Raw genomic sequence first — 23,017 nt, 5'->3', positions numbered from 1 at the left:
ATTCCCCCTCCACCTGAACCCGAGGCCAGATTCATGAGTGTTATCGATCTTCGCAGCGACACGGTCACCCAACCCACCGCCGGCATGCTGGATGCCATGGTCAGCGCGCCTACCGGCGATGACGTGTATGGGGAAGACCCGACCGTCAATCGCCTCGAAGCCGAACTGGCCATGCGCCTGGGGTTTGCCGCAGCACTGTTCGTGCCCACGGGCACCATGAGCAACCTGTTGGGGTTGATGGCCCACTGCGAACGTGGTGACGAATACATCGTCGGCCAGCAGGCCCACACCTACAAATACGAAGGCGGCGGTGCGGCCGTGCTCGGTTCTATCCAGCCGCAGCCCCTTGAGGTGCAGGCGGACGGCTCCCTGGACCTGGCGCACGTCGCCGCAGCGATCAAGCCCGATGACTTCCACTTTGCCCGCACCCGTCTGCTGGCCCTGGAAAACACCATGCAGGGCAAGGTGCTGCCGCTGGAATACCTGGCTCGGGCCCGGCGCTTCACCCAGGAACATGGCCTGGCCCTGCACCTGGACGGGGCGCGGCTGTATAACGCCGCGGTCAAGCTGAATGTCGATGCCCGGGAGATCACGCAGTACTTCGATTCGGTGTCGGTGTGCCTGTCCAAGGGCCTCGGCGCGCCGGTGGGCTCGGTCTTGTGTGGTAGCGCCGAATTGATCGGCAAGGCCCGCCGGCTGCGCAAGATGGTCGGCGGCGGCATGCGCCAGGCGGGAATTCTCGCGGCGGCGGGGCTGTACGCCCTGGAACATCAGGTCCAGCGCCTGGCCGATGACCACGCCAATGCCCAGCGGCTCGCCGAGGGTTTGCGTGCGGCGGGTTACGAGGTTGAGCCGGTGCAGACCAACATGGTCTACGTGCAAATGGGCGAGCGGGCCGAGGCAATCAAGGCATTTGCCGATGAACGGGGCGTCAAGCTCAGCGCGGCGCCGCGCCTGCGAATGGTGACGCACATGGACGTGAGCGCGGCGCAAATCGAACAGGTGATCAGCGCTTTCGTCGAATTTTCCCGCCAGTGACCCGTCAACCGGGTCAATTGACAGTTTCTATCGCATAAACACGCTGTACCCCACGCGAAGGGCCGATATAATGCGGCCCTTTGCCGTTGCTTCGTCTGTTGACGTTTTGCACAGGCCTTTGGCCGCAGCCTCCGTGGAAGAACCTAATGAAAAGCGCAGAAATCCGTGAAGCCTTCCTTCGCTTCTTCGAAGAGCAAGGCCACACCCGAGTAGCCTCCAGCTCTTTGATTCCGGGCAACGACCCGACCCTGCTGTTCACCAACGCGGGGATGAACCAGTTCAAAGACTGCTTCCTGGGCCAGGAAAAACGTGCCTACACCCGTGCGGTGAGCAGCCAGAAGTGCGTGCGTGCTGGCGGCAAGCACAACGACCTGGAGAACGTCGGTTATACCGCTCGTCACCACACCTTCTTCGAAATGCTGGGTAACTTCAGCTTCGGTGACTATTTCAAGCGCGACGCCATCACCTTCGCCTGGACCTTCCTGACCTCCGACAAGTGGCTGAACCTGCCCAAGGAGAAGCTCTGGGTAACGGTCTATGCCACCGACGACGAAGCCTATGACATCTGGACCAAAGAAGTCGGTGTCCCGGCTGAACGCATGGTGCGCATTGGCGACAACAAAGGCGCGCCTTACGCCTCCGATAACTTCTGGACCATGGGCGACACCGGCCCATGTGGCCCGTGCACCGAGATTTTCTACGATCACGGCGCCGACATCTGGGGCGGCCCACCCGGCTCGCCGGAAGAAGACGGCGACCGCTATATCGAAATCTGGAACAACGTGTTCATGCAGTTCAACCGCACCGCCGATGGCGTGTTGCATCCGCTGCCAGCGCCATCGGTCGACACCGGCATGGGCCTGGAGCGGATCAGTGCGGTGCTGCAGCACGTTCACTCCAACTATGAAATCGACCTGTTCCAGAGCCTGCTGAGCGCGTCGGCCCAGGCCATCGGTTGCACCAACGACAACCAGGCTTCGCTCAAAGTGGTGGCCGACCACATCCGTTCCTGCGGTTTCCTGATTGCCGACGGCGTGTTGCCGTCCAACGAAGGCCGCGGTTATGTGCTGCGCCGGATCATCCGTCGCGCCTGCCGTCACGGCAACAAACTGGGCGCCAAGGGCAGCTTCTTCTATCAGATCGTCGCGGCATTGGCGGCCGAGATGGGCGATGCCTTCCCGGAGCTCAAGTCCCAGCAGGCGCATATCGAGCGCGTGCTCAAGGCTGAAGAAGAGCAATTCGCCAAGACCCTGGAGCAAGGCCTGAAGATCCTCGAGCAGGACCTGGCCGAGCTCAAGGGCAACGTGGTGCCGGGCGATGTGGTGTTCAAGCTGTACGATACCTACGGCTTCCCGATGGACCTGACCGGCGATATCGCCCGCGAACGCAACCTGACCCTCGACGAGGAAGGTTTCGAGCGCGAGATGGACGCCCAGCGGGTGCGTGCGCGTTCCGCCAGTTCCTTCGGCATGGACTACAACAGCCTGGTCAAGGTTGACGTGGCCACCGAGTTCACCGGTTATGCAGGCACCACCGGCTCGGCCAAGATCGTTGCCATCTATAAGGACGGGCAATCGGTCGACATCCTGAGCGAAGGCCAGGAAGGCGTGATCGTGCTGGACAAGACCCCGTTCTACGCCGAATCCGGCGGCCAGATCGGCGACAGCGGTTACCTGCAGGCGGGCAGCTCGCGTTTCGACGTGCGTGACACCACCAAGACCGGCGGCGCTTTCCTGCACCACGGCGTGCTGGCTTCGGGCAGCCTGATGATCGCAGCCCCGGTGGCGGCCCATGTCGACGCCGACGTTCGGCATGCAACGTCGCTGAACCACTCCGCCACGCACTTGCTGCACGCGGCGTTGCGCCAAGTGCTGGGCGAGCATGTCCAGCAGAAGGGTTCGTTGGTGGACAGTCAGCGCCTGCGCTTCGACTTCAGCCATTTCGAAGCCATCAAGCCTGAGCAACTCAAGGCGCTGGAAGAGATCGTCAACGCCGAGATTCGCAAGAACTCCCCGGTGGAAACCGAAGAAACCGACATCGAGACTGCCAAGCGCAAGGGCGCGATGGCGTTGTTCGGCGAGAAATACGGCGACAGCGTGCGCGTGCTGAGCATGGGCGACTTCTCCGTTGAGCTGTGCGGTGGTATCCACGCCAATCGGACCGGCGACATCGGCCTGATGAAAATCATCAGTGAAGGTGGCGTGGCATCCGGCGTGCGCCGGATCGAAGCGGTCACCGGCGCGGCGGCCCTGGCGTACCTCAACGCGGCCGAAGAACAACTCAAGGAAGCGGCAACCCTGATCAAGGGCAGCCGCGACAACCTGATCGACAAGCTGTCGGCTGTGCTGGAGCGCAACCGCCTGCTGGAAAAGCAACTCGAGCAGTTGCAGGCCAAGGCCGCCAGCGCCGCGGGCGACGATCTGTCGGCCCAGGCCGTGGACGTCAAGGGCGTGAAAGTGCTGGCCGTGCGTCTGGATGGCCAGGATGGCAAGGCGCTGCTGGCGCTGGTCGATCAACTGAAAAACAAACTCGGCCGCGCAGTGATCCTGCTCGGCAGTGTCCATGAGGAAAAGGTCGTTCTCGTCGCAGGCGTGACCAAGGACCTGACTGGCCAACTCAAAGCCGGTGATTTGATGAAGCAAGCCGCTGCGGCAGTGGGCGGCAAGGGCGGTGGTCGTCCGGACATGGCGCAAGGCGGTGGTACCGACGTCGGCGCACTGGACGCGGCACTGGCCCAGACCGTTGCATTTGTAGAGCAGGGTATTTAAGGCAGCGCCGCGGGCTCGTGGTCTAGTCACGGGCCCGACCGCTGTTGAGTGATTATTGGGCGCCCTTCATGGGCAGAGGCGGCTTTGAAATGGCTTTGATCGTACAGAAATTTGGAGGCACCTCGGTCGGCACTGTCGAGAGAATCGAACAAGTCGCCGACAAGGTTAAGAAATTCCGCGAGGCGGGCGATGACCTGGTGGTTGTGCTGTCGGCAATGAGCGGCGAGACCAACCGTCTGATCGATCTGGCCAAGCAAATCAGCGGCGACCAGCAACCGGTTCCTCGGGAACTGGACGTGATCGTTTCCACCGGCGAGCAGGTGACCATCGCCTTGCTGGCCATGGCGCTGATCAAGCGTGGCGTGCCGGCGGTGTCCTATACCGGCAACCAGGTGCGTATCCTGACGGACAGCGCGCACAACAAAGCGCGTATCCTGCAGATCGACGACCAGAAGATTCGTGGCGACCTGAAGGCTGGCCGTGTCGTGGTCGTCGCCGGTTTCCAAGGCGTGGATGAGCACGGCAACATCACCACCCTCGGTCGTGGGGGGTCCGACACCACGGGTGTAGCCCTGGCAGCGGCCCTCAAAGCCGACGAGTGCCAGATCTACACCGATGTGGACGGTGTCTACACCACTGACCCACGGGTAGTGTCAGTGGCCCAGCGCCTGGACAAGATCACCTTTGAAGAGATGCTGGAAATGGCCAGTCTCGGTTCGAAGGTGTTGCAGATCCGGGCGGTCGAATTCGCCGGCAAGTACAACGTTCCGCTGCGCGTCCTGCACAGCTTCAAAGAGGGTCCGGGCACCCTCATTACTATTGATGAAGAGGAATCCATGGAACAGCCGATCATTTCCGGCATCGCTTTCAACCGCGATGAAGCCAAGCTGACCATCCGTGGCGTGCCAGACACCCCCGGCGTGGCGTTCAAGATTCTCGGCCCGATCAGTGCCGCGAACATCGAAGTCGACATGATCGTGCAGAACGTGTCGCACGATAACACCACTGATTTCACCTTCACCGTGCACCGCAACGACTACCAGTCTGCCGAAGCGATACTGAAAAAAACCGCAGACGAGATTGGTGCCCGGGAAGTGGTGGGTGATACCAAGATCGCCAAGGTCTCGATCGTCGGTGTCGGCATGCGCTCCCACGCGGGCGTTGCCAGTCGCATGTTCGAATCCCTGGCCAAGGAAAGCATCAACATCCAGATGATCTCGACCTCGGAAATCAAGGTTTCCGTGGTGATCGAAGAGAAATACCTGGAACTGGCCGTGCGCGCCCTGCACACGGCTTTCGAACTCGACGCTCCTGCCCAGCCGGGCGAGTAAAGCGTTGTTCGGAGGGCGCGGTTAGACTGCGCCCTTTGTTTTCTGAATGGCGCGTCCCAAAACTGTTCTTTTGCCCGCGCTGGTCAATACTAGGCCTGTAGGCTTCGACCGTTCCGGTTGTAGGTCCAATGCCTTTTTTTTGCAGACTGTTGTCCCTTAAGTGAATTGCGTGAGGAGAAAGGTATGCTGATTCTGACCCGTCGGTGTGCAGAAAGCCTGATTATTGGCGATGGCGAAATCACCGTGACCGTGCTTGGCGTCAAAGGAAACCAAGTGCGTATCGGCGTCAACGCCCCGAAAGAGGTTGCTGTACACCGCGAGGAAATTTACCTGCGTATCAAGAAAGAGAAGGACGACGAACCAAGCCATTAATTTTTATCGATTTTTATGTTTGCAAACGGGGATGAAGGTGGTTAATATACGCCCCGTGTTGCGGAGAGCTGGCCGAGTGGCCGAAGGCGCTCCCCTGCTAAGGGAGTACACCTCAAAAGGGTGTCGGGGGTTCGAATCCCCCGTTCTCCGCCATTATTCGTTTAGTGCGTCAAAACCTGGCTTGTTCGGTAAGTGATTGAAATTACTGAAAAAAGCGCTTTACAAAAGGAATTGACGACCTATAATGCGCGGCAACAAATGCACTCGTAGCTCAGCTGGATAGAGTACTCGGCTACGAACCGAGCGGTCACAGGTTCGAATCCTGTCGAGTGCACCATTTAAGAGTTGTTTGCAGTGATGCAAATAACTTGGCTTCAACCAGTTGTGATCTGGTATAAAACCACAACCTGCACTCGTAGCTCAGCTGGATAGAGTACTCGGCTACGAACCGAGCGGTCACAGGTTCGAATCCTGTCGAGTGCACCAAACACCAAAAAGCCCGCGTTTAACGCGGGCTTTTTGCTGTCTACGATTTGCCTTTCACGCACCCCCTCTCATCGAACACGACCTCTGCGCTGCGACCTTTCTTCGCCTTGTAGGTATACCGTGTGCTCGAATTCCGAATTTTGATCGAGTCTGGCTTGCCCAGGGCGCTCTCTACGTCCTGTTGGCTCATGCCGGCGATGATGCGTCGGTCCAGGATGGCGTCGCGGCGTTGCCTGGCGTCGATGAGGTTCCCGCAGTGGTCCTGGAACTGGCCGACCACGGTCGGTTCCTTGCGCGTGATTTTGTTGCCGGATGTTTGCCCGCGCTCCGCTTCGGGCAGCATCGCCTCGCTCCTCGGTTCGGTCGAACCTGGCCGGTATGGATGGATCTGTTGTAGGGACAGGGCTTCTCCCGGGCCGCAGCTCAGGGTGGTGAATGTCACGTGCCCTGCGATGTTTTCGCAGCGATGCACGGTCTGCCCGGCAGCCCACAAAGGCAGGCAGGGCAAGCAGGCGAGCAGGAAAAGGCAGTGGTTTGGATGCATCCGGTCGTCCTCCTTGACGGTGCAGAAGAGAAGGGTAGTCGCTGCATTTTTGCCGCGGCGTGTGTTTTCTTTTCTGGATAAGTCGTCGTAAAGGAACAGGTTCAGCCTGTGTTCAGGTTTGTCTCGCAAGCGCTTGTTCTTGCCATGATTTTTTAGCGTTTTAAAGCGTCAAGCGGTGTATGATTGCGCCCGTCAGCCCCGCCGGGGCTTTGGAATATCTCCATGGACTTACCCAGTAGTTACTCAATATTTAGTTTTGCCAATCATGAATTGACTGATTGATCCTTCCGGCGTGCTCCACTGCTGGGAGTGGAGTTCGCCTATGACCCAAGTAGAAGTAAAAAAAACGCAGGAAAGCCTTCAGGATCGCCTCGCTCAAGTTATTGAGCTGCTGCAGCGCCAGCGGGTCGTCGAAGACCTGACGCATCGCCAGGAAGGTCCCCATCATGACCGGGTCGAGAACCTGGTCCACCGGCAGAACCTCGTCGAGCTGCAGCGCAAGCTCGATGACCTGCACTCCGCCGACGTCGCCTACATTCTTGAAGCCTTGCCACTGGAAGAACGTCTGACGGTCTGGCAGTTGGTCAAGGCTGATCGCGACGGTGACATCCTGCTCGAAGTGTCGGACTCGGTTCGGGAAACCCTGATCGCCGACATGGATGATCACGAGTTGCTGGCGGCGGCCAAGGAAATGGACGCCGACGAACTCGCCGACCTTGCGCCCGAACTGCCGCGGGACGTTGTCCACGAACTGATGGAAGCCCTCGACGGCCAGCAACGTGAGCGTGTGCGCTCGGCGTTGTCCTACGACGAGGAGCAGGTCGGTGCGCTGATGGACTTCGAGATGGTGACGATCCGCGAGGACGTCAGCCTTGAAGTGGTCTTGCGCTACCTGCGTCGCCTCAAGGAACTGCCGGGGCATACCGACAAGCTTTTCGTGGTCGACTACGACGGCGTGCTCAAGGGCGTTCTGCCCATCAAGCGTTTGCTCGTCAACGATCCGGAAAAGCAGGTGGCTGAGGTGATGGCCAGCGATCCGGTGAGCTTTCACCCGGACGAAGACGCCTATGATGCGGCCCAGGCGTTCGAACGTTATGACTTGATTTCGGCGCCGGTGGTCGACAAGAACGGCAAGCTGATCGGCCGTCTGACCATTGATGAAATGGTCGACTTGATTCGTGAGGAAAGCGAAAGCGAAGTCCTCAACATGGCCGGTCTGCGCGAAGAGGAAGATATCTTCGCCTCGGTCTGGAAGTCCCTGCGTAACCGCTGGGCCTGGTTGGCGATCAATCTGATCACTGCGTTTGTTGCCTCCCGGGTCATCGGCCTGTTCGAAGGCTCCATCGAGAAACTGGTGGCGCTCGCGGCGCTGATGCCTATCGTTGCCGGTATCGGTGGTAACTCTGGCAACCAGACCATCACCATGATCGTCCGCGCCATGGCGCTGGACCAAGTCAGTACCGGTAATACCTCGCGATTGATGCGCAAGGAACTGGCTGTGTCCTTGATCAACGGCGTGGTTTGGGGAGGGGTGATTGGCGTGGTGGCTTACCTGCTTTATGGCAGTTGGTCGCTGGGGGTGGTCATGACGGCCGCGATGACGCTCAACCTGCTGTTGGCGGCATTGATGGGGGTCTTGATTCCCATGACCCTTTCCCGCATGGGGCGTGACCCTGCCATGGGCGCCAGTGTGATGATCACTGCCGTGACTGACAGCGGCGGGTTCTTCATCTTCCTGGGGTTGGCGACGATTTTCTTGCTCTGAGTCGCTCATCAAGAAAACCGCCTGTTTGGCGTAATACTGTCCACTTAGAAAAAAACGGCGCTTCCAGAAATGGGAAGCGCCGTTTTTTTTGCGCTTCTTTTGGTTTGTGGGATGTCAAGAACTCAAGACAAGAGCTGCAGGCAGGTCCAGCCTCTATGCAACTGCACCACCGCTTTCGCGAGCAAGCCCGCTCCCACAGGGAAACGCGGTCTCACCAAGAACCAGGTCGGCTACAAGGCCGCCTCGCGGTGGACGTTGATCTTGGCGCCCTGTTAACCACGAGTTCATCACGCAAAATCCCCCGTACATCACTGCATCAACGCCAGTCGTACAGCCAGTAACACAAAGGCTGCCGAGAACAGGCGGCGCAACCACTGCAACACGGATGGACGCTCCAGAACATGACGGCGCATCGATGCGCAGAACACGCCATAGGTGACGAAGACGACAAAGGTGATCGCCATGAAGATGAAGCTCAGTTGCAGCATGCGCCACATGGCATTCGTTTCTCCTGGCGCGAAAAATTGCGGTAGAAAGGCCAGGAAAAAAATCGACAGCTTTGGATTCAGCAGGTTGAGCAAGATGCCCGAAAAAATCACCGCGCCGTTCGAACGCGGGGTCTTGTGCGGATCAATATGCAATGCCCCATGGCTCTGGAGCGTGCTCCATGCCATCCACAGCAGGTAAGCGACGCCCAGGTACCTGATGGTCTCGAAGGCCAATGGGCTGGCGTGCAGCAGGGCAGCGAGGCCTGTGATGGCTGCCAGCATGTGCGGCACGATCCCCAGGGTGCAACTCAATGCCGCGACTACGCTTGCGCGCCAGCCCCGGGCCAGGCCGGCTGCCACCGTATAGATCACGCCAGTACCAGGCGAAGCCGCCACGACCAGGGAAGTGACAAAAAATTCGAGGTTCATGCAATGCTGGCCTTAGGAGTTATGAAGTCTCCAGCCTGCCTGCGATAAGGAGGCGCATCTTGAACGAAATTGCAGGTCGCTACGGGTGCCTTTGCCGGGCGTACATGCCGGGTGAGAATCCAAAGCTGCGCACGAAGCATCGGGTCATATGGCTCTGATCGGCGAAACCGCTGGCCAGGGACGCATCAGCCAGCGGCATGCCTGCAGCGATCAGCTGTCGTGCTCGGTGGATACGTCGTTGCAGCAGGTAGGCGTGGGGTGTCAAACCGGTCAGGCGGGTGAAGGCACGTACCAGTTGAAAGCGGCTTAAATCGGCCTCCCTGGCGAGCAGGGCAAGCGACATGGACGACTGCGGATCGTCGTCGATCAGGTTTTTCGCGCGGTTTGCCCCGGCCTCCGGTAAAGGCGATATCGGCATGGAGCGATCCAGCAAATGTTCGAGCAAAAGCGCGAGCGTTTCTTCGATCTTCAGCTGATCGCCAAGCTCCTCGGCTTGAGCGATGGTTTGGTATAAAGTGCGGAACAATTCTGCCGCACGCGGGCTTTGCAGCACCGGATAGGCGAATTCCTGGGCACAGATGCCCCCATCGTTCGCCGTGTCCTTGAATGCCAGCGCAATCAGCGGCGGGTCGAAATACAGCATCTGCCAGCGACGCGTTCCGTTTCCGATGGGAGCGCCGTCATGCACTTCGGCCGGATTGACCGATATAAGGTCGCCAGCCGTCGCTTCTACCAGGCCTCGGCCGCTGGCCGAGCGTTGCGCCCCGCGCACAAGCAAGCCAATGCCAAAATGCTCGTGCATATGCCGGACAAACGTTCGATCTGAATCGGCCTCGACGATTTCCACGCCCAGCCCTGCGATCCTTTGAATCTTGAATGCGTGACCTGTCATGCAGGCCTCCGTGCCCATACTTTTTAGCGGATCAATTTAGCATCACTGCCATGGATCAGCAGTGGTATTGGTTCGATGGCTCTGATGAGTGCTTGAAAAGCAGGCTTGGGCCAAATGCCAGGCAAAAAAAAGCCAGCGCAAGGCTGGCTTGAGTATTTGGGGGTGATCAGGTCGCGTCTGCGGCCATTTCTGCGTCATGGGCAATCAGCGAAACGAGGGCGTTCTGCTGGCGGTGGGAGAGTTGTCGGAAGCGTTGAAGCAGCTCGCGCTCATGCAATGACAGCTCCGGGCTGTCCAAGCGCATGCTCAACTCTTCACCCAACGCGCCTTCCTGAATAAGGCTTTGCTCAAGGCGCGCGATGATTTCAGAGTTCATGCTGCGGTGATGATTGCGAGCCACTTCGGCAATGCGTTCCCGCATTCCGTCTGGCAGACGTACGACGAACTTGTCAGCCGTGCGGCTGGAATAAATTGCCTGTTTCAATGGGCGCATATATTTAACCGGTTAGTTCAGGGGAGCGGTTCTCGGGATTGGCCGCAGGATGTCGATAGGACAAGCTCCATTGCCAAATGTTCAACCTGAATTGTTAAGAGGCCCGCATCATGCCTCAAAATTGCCAGATCATTGGCGCCAATTCTGTGACAAATTCTGATCCGGGTAAAGGCGTTCTGCCAGTACCCTTCATCAAAAAATGCGGACTGGTTGGTAAAAAAACAACAGGTTCGCATCTGTGACCGTCGGATTGTGTCTATGTGCCATACCGTCTGGCGGATAACGGAAATGGACAAAAAACGCCTGCCGTCCCTGTCTTGTACAGGATAGTGGCAAATGGCCGATTTACTAGGCTCAGCGAGCCAGGGCGGATGAATGGCGGCCAAAACTCGGCGTCCAGGACCTGCCGTCTACAGGGCGTACTATTTGCCTACACTTAAAAAGCCATGGGCGACATGACAAACGCAGGGCAGGTCGTTAACATGCACGCCGTCCTGCGCACCGCGTCTCTCGTGGTCGACTCGTGTCTCAGTAGCTCAATTGGATAGAGCATCCCCCTCCTAAGGGGAAGGTTGGCAGTTCGAACCTGCCCTGGGACACCATTATAAACAATGAGTTAGCGAAATTTCCGCTGACTTTTCCTGCTCCCATCCCCATCTCCGAACGATCAACTCCGGCCTGAGCGCGCTGTTCAGGCCTTGCACGGCCATTTCTCCCCTCAATGCTGTGACCGACTGCCCATTTCTACCTATTTGTATCGAGGATATTTCGGTAATGCGAAACTTTCTCCCCTCTCTGCCATCTGACCGTCTCGGTACGCCGTAGGACTTTTCCTTCATTTCCGACGGAATCCATACCTCTTTTTATCTGTGTCAGCGCCAGTGCCATGTTCGGCTGGCCTGGCCCATTGTGTCTTTGATTCAGGCCACAAGGATGTGACATGCACCCAGCCGCACCCTGCCGAACGCGTAACCCGAGCAACGCTCGCCGTTGTGTTGACCGAACCCGTTCATCTGCACAGAACGCCAAGCGTCTCGCGCTGCTGTTGATGGCTGCGTGGATGACGGGGGCGTGGAGCGCTGCGCAGGCGGCTGGGCCTGAAGAAGAACTGCTGCGCCAGCAAGAGCGCGAACGGGTTTTGCGCGATCAGTTGGAGTCCCGGCCCGACGTGCGCCTGCAGGCAGCACCCGTGGATGAAGGCGCCGATCGCTTGCCGGCCAAGGAAAGTCCCTGCTTTGCCATCAATGACATCCGTCTGATTGGCGAGGCGTCGGAGAAATTTCAGTGGGCGCTGCGCGCCGCCAACCCCAAGGAGGACCCCGCCATTGGCCGTTGCCTTGGTGGCGGTGGGATCAACCTGACGATGAAGCGTATGCAGAACGCGATCATCGAGGCCGGCTACGTCACCACTCGCGTGCTCGCCGAAGCCCAGGACCTGAACAGCGGTGTGCTGGTCTTGACCCTGGTGCCGGGGCGCATCCGCGAGATTCGTTTCGAGGAGGGCACCAGCTCCCGCGCCAATGCCTGGAACGCGATGCCGGCCAATCCTGGCGATCTGCTCAACTTGCGCGACATCGAACAGGCGCTGGAGAACTTCAAGCGCGTTCCGACCGCCGAGGCCGACATCAAGATCGCGCCAGCCCGTGCCGCCGACGCCAGACCCGGTGAGAGCGACGTGGTGATTGCCTGGAGCCAACGGTTCCCCGCCCGGGTGAGTCTGTCGGTGGACAATTCGGGCAGCAAGAGCACAGGCAAATACCAGGGCAACGTGTCGCTGTCCTTGGACAACCTGCTGTCGCTCAACGATTTGTTCTATGCCAGCGTCAACCATGACTTGGGCGGCGGCGAGTCCGGGCACCGCGGTTCCGATGGCAGCACGCTGCATTATTCGCTGCCGTTCGGTTACTGGCAGTTGGGGTTCACCAGCAGCGAATACAACTACGAACAGTCTGTCGCTGGCGCCAACCAGACCTATCAGTACCGGGGCGAGAGTCGTAACAACGAGGTGCGCCTGTCACGCCTGCTGTACCGCGACGCCGTTCGCAAGACCACCGCTTGGGGCAGCCTCTGGACGCGTTCGTCGGAGAACTTCATCGACGACACCGAAGTCGGCAACCAGAAACGCCGCATGGCCGGTTGGCAGTTGGGGTTGGATCATCGGGAGTTCATTGGCGCTTCGATTCTTGACCTGGGCGTCGCCTATCGTCGCGGCACCGGTGCCCATGATTCGCTCAGGGCACCCGAGGAAGATTTTGATGCCGGCACGTCTCGCTCGCAGATCATCACCGCCGATGCCCAATTGCAGGTGCCGTTCCAGGTCGGTGATCAGCGACTGCGCTACATCGGCGGCTGGCGCGCGCAATGGAACCGTACGCCGCTGGTACCCCAGGATCGTTTCTCGATTGGCGGGCGCTACAGCGTGCGGGGCTTCGATGGTGAAAACATTCTTTCCGCCGACCGTGGCTGGACCCTGCGCAACGAGGTCGGCCTGTCCTTGGGGCAGACCGGCCAGGAGCTCTACACCGGTATCGACTATGGCGAAGTCAGCGGTCAATCCAGTGAGTTCCTGATCGGCCAGCGCCTGGCAGGGGCCGTGGTGGGCATTCGCGGTGGTTACAAGGGCCTGTCCTATGACTGGTCGGTGGGCACGCCGTTGAAGAAACCCGATGGTTTCGAGACGGCCAACGTGACCAGCGCCTTCACCGTCATCTGGTCATTCTGAGGTGATCCCATGCAGTTCGAGACGCTAGACATTATCGCCCCCGGCCTGATCGATGAACCCTGGAGCGAAGCCGCGGTGCTCGGCTCTGCCACTTGGTTGTGGATGCATTCCAAGGCCCATCGCGATGCGCCGTTGCACACCTTGCCGACGCTGCTGCTGCCGGCCCTCAAGCATCGCCAATTCGTGCTCGGCTCCGAGCACGGCAAGCCGGTGTTCTACCTGTCCTGGCTCAACCTCGACGAGGCGGCAGAGCAACGTTACCTGCGCCAGTCGCCGCTGGCGCTGACCCAAGACGACTGGAACAGCGGCGAGCGCCTCTGGCTCAACGACTGGGTCGCTCCCTTTGGTCACACGGCGGCATTGAGCCGCTTGTTGCAACGTCACCTTTTCATCGATCGCTGCGCCCGTGCGCTCTATCACCGAGGCGATGAGCGCGGCCTGCGGGTCAAGACATTCCAAGGGATCGGGGTCATTCCCGAACAGGCCCAGGCCTGGTTCGCCGCCCACCCACTGGCAATCGAAGCGTAACTCCAACCACTGGTCGTGCGGGCTGGCTCCGCAAATGGAATTGCTATGAACAAGCATCTGTACCGAATCGTTTTCAACAAGGCCCGCGGACTGCTGATGGTCGTGGCCGAGAACGTCACCAGCCAAGTCAAGGCGCCGGGGACCCGCTCCGGGCCGACGACGAGCGCAGCGGCTTGCACGGCGACACTCGGGGCGTTGCGCTTTGCCTTGATGACCGCGATTGGCCTGGTGTCCTTGAGCGTGGCGCCGGCCTGGGCTGGAACCATCGTCGCCGATCCTGGCGCTCCGGCCGGCCAGCAACCCATGGTGATACAAAGCGCCAACGGCACGCCGCAGGTCAATATCCAGGCCCCCAGCGCCGGCGGTGTCTCGCGCAACACTTACAACCAGTTCGACGTCGATAGCCGGGGGGTGATCCTCAACAACGGCACGGGCAATAGCCAGACGAAACTGGGCGGTTGGATCGAAGGCAACCCGATGTTGGGCAATGGCAGCGCGCGGGTCATCCTCAACGAAGTCAACGCCAGCAATCCCAGTCAACTGCGCGGTTACGTCGAAGTCGCCGGCCAGCGCGCCGAAGTGGTGATCGCCAACCCGGCCGGCATCACCTGCAACGGTTGCGGCTTCATCAACGCCGACCGGGCCACCCTCAGCACCGGCCGGGCGCAGTTGGAGAACGGTCGCATCACCGGCTACACCGTGCAGGGCGGCACCATCAATATCGAAGGCAAAGGCCTGGATGCCCGCGAGACCGACTACACGGACCTGATTGCCCGCTCGGTGCAGGTCAACGCCGGGGTGTGGGCCAACGACTTGAAGGTCACCGCCGGACGTAATCAGGTCAATGCCGACAACACCCAGGCCACGCCGCTGCCAGGCACCGAGGGAGACAAACCCACCGTTGCCATCGACGTTGCCAAGCTCGGCGGCATGTATGCCGGGAAGATCATGCTGGTGGGCACCGAATCCGGCGTGGGTGTGCGCAACGCCGGGCAGATCGGCGCCATGGCTGGCGAGGTCGTGATCAGCGCCGACGGCAAATTGCAAAACCAGGGTGCGATCAGCAGCGCTACAGCGACCCGAATCAATGCCGCCAGTGTTGAAAACAGCGGCACACTCTACGCCAAGGGCGACCTGGGCCTCGACAGTACCGGTGACATCGACAACAGCGGCACCGTTGCCAGCCAGAACCACACGACACTGACCGCCAAGAACATTCGCAGCACCACGGCCTCGAGCCTGGCGGCGGGCGTCGGGGCGGACGGCAAGTTGGGCAGCAGCGGCAACCTCGCGTTTCGGGCCACCACGGTCAAGGCGCAAGGCCAGAACCTTGCCGGCGGCGATGTCAGCGTCGAGGCCGCTGACCTGGACCTGAGCAGCAGCCAGACCCTGGGTCAAAACGTCACCCTGACGGCCAGCGGCGGCGATGCCAACCTCAGTGGCAGTCAAGTCGATGCGACCCAGGTGCTGACTGCCAAAGCGACCAATACCCTGCGCACCAATGGGGCCAAGGTCACCGCTGGCAACCTGCAATTGGGCGCGCGGGATGTTGCCAATGTCGGCGGTGAGCTGGTGCAGACCGGCACCGCCGACGCGTCGATCAAAGCCACTGCCACGCTCGACAACAGCGGTGGCCGTATTGCCTCCAACGGCAACAACCTGAAGCTTGGCGCCGATCGCCTCGACAACAGCAAGGGCAAGGTCGAGCACGCCGGCAAAGGTACCTTGGACATCCAGGCCAGCCAGTTGGCTGGCAGCAAAGGTACCCTGGCGAGCAATGGCACATTGAGCGTCAAGGCCCGCGAGGTGGTGGTCGATGATGGCCTGACCCAAGGCCAACAGATCACGCTCGACACCACGACCCTGTCCAACCAGCGCGGACGCATTCTCCAGACCGGCGCGCAGCCCTTGCAGGTCACCGCCCGTGAACGCTTCGACAATCAGGCCGGACAAGTCAGCAGTCCAGGGGCGGTGGTCCTGAAGGTCGGGACGTTTAACAACCAGGACGGCAAAGTCCTCGCCACCGATAACGGTGCGTTGACCGTCACGGCCGACAAAGAGGTCAATAACGACGGCGGGACGCTGGCCGCCAGCGGGACGACAAAGGTCAGCGGCGAGGCGCTGGATAACACCCAAGGCACCGTGAGTGCTGGCGGTGAGCTGTACGCGACGTTCGATCGCTTGAACAATATCGGCGGCACGCTCGCCGCCACCCAGCGCATGGAGATCATCGCCGGGCAGTTGAACAACACCGATGGCGTGCTGGGTTCGGTGAAGTCCGGCTTGCTGGTCAGTGTCTCGGCCGATGCATTGAACAACAGCGGCGGGCGCCTTGAAGCGCTGGGCGATATCGATCTGTCGGCCCAGGGCTTGAATAACCAGGGCGGGGTGATCAGTGGCCAGGCCCTGGACCTGAACAGCCACGGCCTGCTGATGGACAACAGCCAAGGCACGTTGAATGCCGGTGCGACCCTCGACCTGCGCAGCGGTGAACTGCGCAATGCGGCAGGCCTGATCCAGGCCAAGGGCAAGCTGTTCATCGACACCGGCAGCCAGGCGCTGAACAACCTTCAGTCTGGCACCACCCAAGGCATCAGCGGCCAGGGTGCGGTGGAAATCCACAGCGCCCATTTCAACAACAATGCCGGCTTCCTCGGCGCCAAAGGCGCGCTGGTGCTCAAGGCCACCGACCTTACCAACGGCAGCGGCGGCCAGATCATTGGCGAGAAAACCGTACGGGTCGAAGGTGCCCGGGTGGATAACCGCGGCGGTCAATTGCAAGGCCTCGGCGATGTCCAGTTGGTACTGGGGGATACGCTCAACAACCAGGGCGGACTGGTGCGCAGCGCGGGAACGCTGGGCGTGATTGCCGGCGTGCTCGACAACAGCGCCACCCAAGGTGCCAACCAGGGCCTTGAAGGGCGTGCCATGAGCCTGGCGCTCGACACCTTCGGCAACCAGGCCGGTGCCGTGCGCGCCGACCAAGGATTGTCCATCGGCGTCAGCCAAACGCTGGATAACCAGGGCGGCCTGATTTCCGCGGGAGCCGGCCTGACCATCACTGATCGCGATCCGGCGCAGCGTCGCCAGGCAGTGCACAACCTCGACGGGACCTTGCTCGCTGGCAGCCTGTTGTCCCTTAACGCGGCCTATTACGCAGGCACCGGTCGAGCCCTGAGCCTGGGCGACCTGACGTTCAGCCTGCAAAGTGGCCTGGACCTGAGTGGACAGATCCAGGCCAATAACAAGATCGACCTGAGCACCGAGGGCGCTTTCAACAACAGCGGAAAACTGTTGGCAGGCAATCTCCTGCTGGTGCGCTCGCAGACGCTGGACAACGCCGCCAGCGGCGAGATCAGCGCCGGCCAGGTTCGCCTGAGCATAAACGACAGCCTGACCAACCGTGGCCTGATCGACGGCCAGCAAGTGCGTGTGCAAGCGCTGTCGCTCAACAACCTGGGCACCGGACGTCTGTATGGTGATCGACTGGCGATCGCTACTTCGGCGTTGAGCAACCGTGATGAGAACGGCAGCGCCGCGACCATCGCCGCCCGTGAGTCGCTGGACATTGGTACCGGCACCCTGGATAACCGCGAGCAGGCGCTGATCTTCAGTGCCGGGGACCTCGCCATCGGTGGTGCGCTGAGCGCGACTGACAAGGCCCAGGACCGGGCCCAAGTGCTGACCAACGCCAGTGCGACCATCGAAGCCCTCGGCAACCTGTCGCTCGATGTGCAAAGCGTGCGTAACACCAACGAACATTTCAGTACCCAGCAAGTGGAAGTCAGCCGCACCGCCTTGCAGGAATTCCAGCTCAGCGGTTCGCCGAACCGCTACCAGGGCGACCAGATTTCCTTGCGTAACGATGAAGTTCTGTACCTCTACACGCCGGAGGGTCGCAAAGACAACTGGAACCGCTACGACTACACCCGCGTGGTCCAGGAAACCCAGATCGCCACTTCGGCACCGGCGCAGATCCTGTCTGGCGGGACGATGCAGATCAATGCAGGGGATGTGCTCAACGACAAGAGCCGCATCATTGCCGGTGGGTTGTTGCAGGCCAACATTACCAGCCTGACCAACACCGAACTGACCGGCCAGCGCACCACTACCGACAGCGGCACCGTCAGCAATTTCTATCGCATCCAGCGCAAGGGCCGGGACCATCAGGGAACGGCCGTCACGGCCTACACGCCAGCCCCCTTGATCCAGGACATCACCCTGCAGCCGACCGTGTTCGCCCAAAACGCCGCCGGCAACGGTACCGGCACCCAGATCAGCGCCCGCGCCACACAGGGCGTCGGCGAGCAGATAGCCGCCACGGGCACGGTCAGCGCCCCGGTCGGCAGAACCTATCAAGTGGCGCCTATCGTTCAGGTCGCGGCCCAGACCACCCTCAACAACAAGGGCGTGGCCGAGCAGATTCGCAGTGGCGGGCCATCCCTGGCCTTGCCGAACAACAGCCTGTTCACCACCAATCCGCAGAACACCAGCAGCTACCTGATCGAAACCGACCCGCGTTTTGCCAGCTATCGCACCTGGCTGTCGTCGGACTACATGTTGCAGCGCTTGCAAGTCGACCCAGCCCTGACGCAACAACGTCTGGGCGACGGCTTCTACGAACAGAAATTGATTCGTGAACAGATCGCGCAACTCACCGGCCGACGTTTCCTCGACGGCTACGCCAATGACGAAGCGCAATATCGTGCCCTGATCGACAACGCCGTGACCGTCGCCAGCCAATGGCAACTGGTGCCCGGCGTGGCCCTGACCTCCGAGCAGATGGCTCAGTTGACCAGTGACATCGTCTGGCTGGTGCAGAAGCAAGTCACCCTCGCCAATGGTGACACCCGCAACGTGCTGGTGCCGCAGGTGTACGTACGGGTCCAGGAAGGCGACCTCAACGGCTCCGGTGCCCTGATTGCCGGGCAGCAGTTGAACCTGAACATCGCCGGCGACCTGGTCAACAGTGGCAGCCTGGCCGGGCGCAGTGTCATGGCGATCACCGCGCAGAACATCGAGAACCTCGGTGGGCGCATCCAGGCCGACAAGGTATCGCTCGCCGCGCGGGAAAACCTCAACAACCTCGGCGGCCTGATCGGTGCCGTGGACAGCCTGTCGGTCAAGGCCGGGCAGGACATCAACGTCATCTCCAGCAGCCGGGACAGCAGCAGCGCCCAAGGCACCCGCACCAACCTGTCGCGGGTGGCCGGGCTGTTCGTCAGCGGTGCCCAGGGCACGATGGGGGTGAGCGCCGGCAACGACCTCAACCTCACCGGGGCCCAGGTGGTCAATGCTGGCAAGGGCGGCAGTACGTTGCTGGAGGCGGGCAAGAACATCAACCTGGCCACCGTCGGTGAAGCGCACGAGCAAGCGCTGGCCTGGAACAGCAGCAACTGGCGCAAGGACGCCAGCCAGACCGAAGTCGGCTCGCAGGTCCAAGGGCAGGGCGATGTGCGCTTGAGCGCCGGCCAGGACCTCAACGCCCGCGCCGCCCATGTCACCAGCGAGCAAGGCGCGGTATTTGCCGAGGCCAGGCGCGACGTCAATCTGACCGCCGGCCAGAACTACCAGTTCGCCGATGAAGCCCACAAGGTCAAGGGCAGCAACGGGATGTTCTCCAGCAAGACCACCACCACCCGTGACACCATCAGCCAGACTTCGGTCGAAGGCTCCACCCTGAGTGGCGAGCAGACCTATGTGCAGGCCGGTCGCGACATCAACCTCAAGGGCAGCAACGTGGTGTCCACGACCCAGACGGTGCTAGTGGCGGACAACAACGTCAACATCGAAGCCGACACCGCCAGCAGCAGCGAACGCCATGACAAGTCCGTGAAGAAAAGCGGCCTGTTCAGCGGCGGTGGCATCGCCGTCACCCTGGGCAGCCAGCAACAAAGCGTCAAGGACCTCACCACCGAGCACACGGCCGTGGCCAGCACCGTCGGCTCGACCGCTGGCGATGTGTTGATCGAAGCGGGCAAGGGCTACCGTCAGGTGGGCAGCCAGGTGTCGGCGCCACAAGGCAACATCGACGTCACGGCGCAGACCATCGACGTCGTCGAGGCGCGCAACACCCGCGAGCGCGAGCGTGAAACCCTGTTCAAGCAGACCGGGTTCACCCTCACCGTGACCAACCCGGTGATCAGTGCGATCCAGACGTCCCAGCAAATGAAACGGGCGTCGGAGAAAACCGACGACGGGCGCATGAAGGCCCTGGCTGCCGCCACTGCCGTGCTGGCGGCCAACAATGCCGCCACTGCCGTGGCGATGGACCCGGGCGCGGCGGGCGGGATCAACATCAGCCTGTCGCTGGGCACCAAGAAGAACGAAAGCACCACCACCTACACCAGCGACAGCGCGGCCGGCTCGACCATGACCGCCGGCAACGACATTCGCCTGCGTGCCACGGGGGCGGGTGCCGCCAGCAACATCACCGTGCAAGGCAGTGATATCAAGGCTGGCCGCAACGCCAGCCTGCTGGCGGACGGTGACATCAACCTGCTCGCCGCCCGCAATATCGACAAGCAGAACACCGACAGCAAAGGCAGCAGCGCGAGTATCGGCATCGGCTTTTCCCTCGGCGCTCGCAACGGCTTCACCCTGGATCTGGGTGCCTCCGGCAGCCGCGGCCAGGCGGATGGCGATGGGCTCACCCACACCAATACCCATGTCCAGGCGGGCAATCAATTGCTGCTGTCCTCCGGCGGTGACACCAACATCAAGGGCGCGGTGGCCAGCGGCAAGCAGGTATTGGCCGATATCGGCGGCGACCTGAACATCGAAAGCCTGCAAGATACCAACACCTATGTGGTCGATGAGAAGAGCCTGGGCGTTGGCATCAGTCTGTGCATTCCGCCGTTCTGCTACGGCATGAGTTCGGTCAACGGCGTCAGCGGCAGCTTCGGCGCCACGGATATCGACTCCAATTACGCCAGCGTGACCGAGCAATCGGGTATCAAGGCTGGGGACGACGGGTTCGACATTCGCGTGGGTGGCAATACCGACCTGGTCGGCGCCGTCATCGCCAGCAGCGACAAGGCCGTGCAGGACGGCAAGAATCGCCTGGTCACCGCCAGCCTCACCAGCCGCGACATCAAGAACAAGGCCGAGTACGACGCCAGCACCGTCAGCGTCGGTGGCGGCTATCGCGAAGTCGGCAAGGACCAGCAGGGCAACGCCACCAGCGGCGGCACGCAAACCCCTGGCACCGACCTGCCGAAGAATGACAACGACCTCAGCGCCACGATGCCGATCGCCATCAGTGCCAGCGACGACGCCAGCAGCGTCACCCGCAGCGGCATCAGTGGCGGCACCATCGTCATCAGCAACGACGCCGAGCAACAGAAGCGCACCGGCAAGAACGGCGAGCAAACTATCGCCAGCCTCAACCGCGATGTCTCCAGCGACCGCGACACCACCAACACGCTCAAGCCGATCTTCGACGAAGACGAAATCCGTGCCGGTTTCGAGATCGTCGGGGCGTTCGCCAACGAAGCCAGCACCTTGCTCGCCAACAAGGCCAAGGAAGTCGACCTCAAGCGCAAACAGGCCGAGGCGGCTCAGGCAGCGGCTCTGGACCCCAACGCCAAACTCACCGACACCGAACGCCTGGCGCTGCTCGGCAGCGCTCAGCGGCTGAACGCCGAAGCCAGCGGCATCGCCGACAAGTGGGGCGCGGGCGGTACCTACCGGCAGATCACCACCGCCCTGGTGGGCGCGGCCAGCGGCAACATCAGCGGCGGCAACAGTGCCTTCGTTCAAGGGCTGGTGGTCAATTACGTGCAGCAGCAAGGTGCCGGCTACATCGGCGACCTGGTGGCGGACGGCAAACTCACCGAAGGCTCGCCGCTGCACGCCGCCCTGCACGGCATCGTCGCCTGCGCTGGCGCCGCCGCCAGCAGCCAGAGCTGTGGCAGCGGTGCCGCAGGCGCGGCGGCGTCGAGCCTGCTCACCGGCCTGTTCTCCGAAGCCAGCCCCGATGAAAGCGAAGCCCAGCGTGAGGCCAAGCGCAACCTGATCGTCAGCATTGTCACCGGATTGGCCGCCACCAGTTCCTCGCTCGACCCGGCTACCGCCAACAGCGCGGCCGGCGCAGCGGTGGACAACAACTGGCTGGCGACTCAGCAGCTGGTTCAGGCGGAGAAGGAATACAGCGCGGCTGACCTGACGGGCAAAGCTCAGGTTGTAGCCAAGTGGGCGTTCATTTACCAAAAACAAGAAGTACTGACCCGATTCGGCATTGGCAAAGGCTTGGCGCAGGCGGGTTGGAGCGATGTCGAAGGCTTGACGCAGTTTCTCCTTAATCCGGTTGAAGGGATCAAAGGTATCAAAGCCTTGATCGACGATCCCGAGGCCCGCCAGAGATTAGGCGATGAAATGGTCGGTGACGCCAAAGCCAAAATCGCACGTATCGAAGACGCCCTGGAACACGGCGGCGACGAACGTGCCGTGCAACTGGGCGAGGATATTGGCGAACTGGTCTGGCAAGTCGGCACCATCGCCACGGGCGTGGGCACGGCGGCCAAGGGCGGCGTGGCGCTGGCGAAAGCCGGGATCAAGGTGGGTGCCAAAGAGCTTGAAAAAATGGCCGATATGGCCAACATTGCCAAAGCTGAAGCCGCTGCTGGTAAGCCGATGCAGTGGAGCAGCGTGGAGGGGGCGTATAGCAAGAAACTTGAGGGGGGGTATGGCCCTGGCACGACGACGGTTAATGGGAAGGTTGTCGAGAATGCGGGGGAGTACAGTGTTGGGGCAAAAGAACTCACAACAAGTCCTTCAAAGGTTTGGACTCTTAAACCGACTCAACGAGGGGTAGAGATTGAGTCATACCTTGCTAAAACTGAGTATTCACCGCAGAGCGGCTGGTATAACGTAGGGGCCGAAAAAAATGGATATTTCCCGCTTGTTGATTTTCAGAATGGTAATACGCTCGTTAGTCTGAAGTCAGTAGATACGGCAGGAAGTACGTGGTTAGGCCGGATGCAAGATCATATTATCGATTTAGGGACAAATGGCGCGAAAGTCAATGGTGTACCAGCAAATATGGTGCTTGATCTGCGAGTTCAGCCCGGTGGTTCGGCTGCTGCTAAGTCGCTTATCGAATTCGGCCGTGAATATAATGTCAAAGTGGTTGTTAAAGAATTTAAGTGAGATCTGAAAAG

The 23,017-nt window shown here is 60.8% G+C and carries 12 protein-coding genes and 4 tRNA genes; 12 read left to right on the top strand and 4 right to left on the bottom strand.

Annotated elements, in window-relative coordinates; genetic code table 11:
- Positions 1-33 precede the first annotated feature (33 nt).
- The 7 genes from ltaE (at position 34) to GFU70_RS21650 (ending at position 5,995) form a co-directional block, all read left to right on the top strand.
- A complete protein-coding gene (gene ltaE, locus GFU70_RS21680; RefSeq protein ID WP_153388796.1) occupies positions 34-1,038 on the top strand; it encodes a low-specificity L-threonine aldolase in 1,005 nt (334 codons plus the stop codon).
- A gap of 146 nt (positions 1,039-1,184) precedes the next feature.
- Positions 1,185-3,806, top strand: a complete 2,622-nt coding sequence (gene alaS, locus GFU70_RS21675; protein ID WP_116641468.1) for an alanine--tRNA ligase — start codon at positions 1,185-1,187, stop codon at positions 3,804-3,806.
- 89 nt (positions 3,807-3,895) lie between these two features.
- Positions 3,896-5,137, top strand: a complete 1,242-nt coding sequence (locus GFU70_RS21670; RefSeq protein WP_058546594.1) for an aspartate kinase — start codon at positions 3,896-3,898, stop codon at positions 5,135-5,137.
- Positions 5,138-5,320: 183 nt separating this feature from the next.
- On the top strand, positions 5,321-5,509 hold the full coding sequence (gene csrA, locus GFU70_RS21665; RefSeq protein WP_003178872.1) for a carbon storage regulator CsrA: 189 nt from the start codon (positions 5,321-5,323) through the stop codon (positions 5,507-5,509).
- A 62-nt stretch (positions 5,510-5,571) separates the two neighbouring features.
- Positions 5,572-5,662 (top strand) — tRNA-Ser (locus tag GFU70_RS21660).
- A gap of 107 nt (positions 5,663-5,769) precedes the next feature.
- A tRNA-Arg gene (locus tag GFU70_RS21655) sits at positions 5,770-5,846 on the top strand.
- Positions 5,847-5,918: 72 nt separating this feature from the next.
- A tRNA-Arg gene (locus GFU70_RS21650) sits at positions 5,919-5,995 on the top strand.
- A gap of 40 nt (positions 5,996-6,035) precedes the next feature.
- Here the strand turns inward: GFU70_RS21650 and GFU70_RS21645 are convergent.
- Complete coding sequence (locus GFU70_RS21645; protein ID WP_058546595.1) at positions 6,036-6,539, bottom strand: hypothetical protein; 504 nt, start codon at positions 6,537-6,539, stop codon at positions 6,036-6,038.
- A 322-nt stretch (positions 6,540-6,861) separates the two neighbouring features.
- Between GFU70_RS21645 and mgtE the strand changes: the two genes are divergently transcribed.
- A complete protein-coding gene (gene mgtE / locus GFU70_RS21640; protein ID WP_058546596.1) occupies positions 6,862-8,304 on the top strand; it encodes a magnesium transporter in 1,443 nt (480 codons plus the stop codon).
- Between the two features lie 308 nt (positions 8,305-8,612).
- Here mgtE and GFU70_RS21635 read toward each other — a convergent pair whose 3' ends face one another.
- The 3 genes from GFU70_RS21635 to GFU70_RS21625 form a co-directional block, all read right to left on the bottom strand.
- Positions 8,613-9,221 (bottom strand): LysE family translocator, encoded by a 609-nt coding sequence (locus tag GFU70_RS21635; protein ID WP_153388795.1) that lies wholly within the window; start codon positions 9,219-9,221, stop codon positions 8,613-8,615.
- Positions 9,222-9,300: 79 nt separating this feature from the next.
- The gene (locus GFU70_RS21630) at positions 9,301-10,113 is read right to left on the bottom strand and encodes an AraC family transcriptional regulator (RefSeq protein WP_153388794.1); all 813 of its coding nucleotides are present in this window, start codon (positions 10,111-10,113) and stop codon (positions 9,301-9,303) included.
- Between the two features lie 166 nt (positions 10,114-10,279).
- On the bottom strand, positions 10,280-10,606 hold the full coding sequence (locus tag GFU70_RS21625; RefSeq protein WP_003204761.1) for an Arc family DNA-binding protein: 327 nt from the start codon (positions 10,604-10,606) through the stop codon (positions 10,280-10,282).
- A 525-nt stretch (positions 10,607-11,131) separates the two neighbouring features.
- Here GFU70_RS21625 and GFU70_RS21620 point away from each other — a divergent pair.
- From GFU70_RS21620 to GFU70_RS21605, 4 genes are all read left to right on the top strand, one after another.
- Positions 11,132-11,208: transfer RNA gene (locus tag GFU70_RS21620), tRNA-Arg, on the top strand.
- Between the two features lie 458 nt (positions 11,209-11,666).
- Positions 11,667-13,328 carry a ShlB/FhaC/HecB family hemolysin secretion/activation protein gene (locus GFU70_RS21615; RefSeq protein WP_064107041.1) on the top strand — a complete coding sequence of 554 codons (1,662 nt, stop codon included), beginning with the start codon at positions 11,667-11,669 and terminating at the stop codon, positions 13,326-13,328.
- Between the two features lie 9 nt (positions 13,329-13,337).
- Positions 13,338-13,856: a toxin-activating lysine-acyltransferase gene (locus tag GFU70_RS21610; protein ID WP_116641474.1), complete on the top strand. Its 519-nt coding sequence runs from the start codon at positions 13,338-13,340 to the stop codon at positions 13,854-13,856.
- A 45-nt stretch (positions 13,857-13,901) separates the two neighbouring features.
- The gene (locus GFU70_RS21605; RefSeq protein ID WP_226920976.1) at positions 13,902-23,006 is read left to right on the top strand and encodes a hemagglutinin repeat-containing protein; all 9,105 of its coding nucleotides are present in this window, start codon (positions 13,902-13,904) and stop codon (positions 23,004-23,006) included.
- The last annotated feature ends 11 nt before the right edge of the window (positions 23,007-23,017 follow it).

The sequence above is a fragment of the Pseudomonas brassicacearum genome, from assembly GCF_009601685.2.
GTDB classification, from domain to species: Bacteria; Pseudomonadota; Gammaproteobacteria; order Pseudomonadales; family Pseudomonadaceae; genus Aquipseudomonas; species Aquipseudomonas kilonensis_B.
Note: the sequence above shows the minus strand (reverse complement) of the source record. Positions and strands in the feature narration are given on the sequence as shown.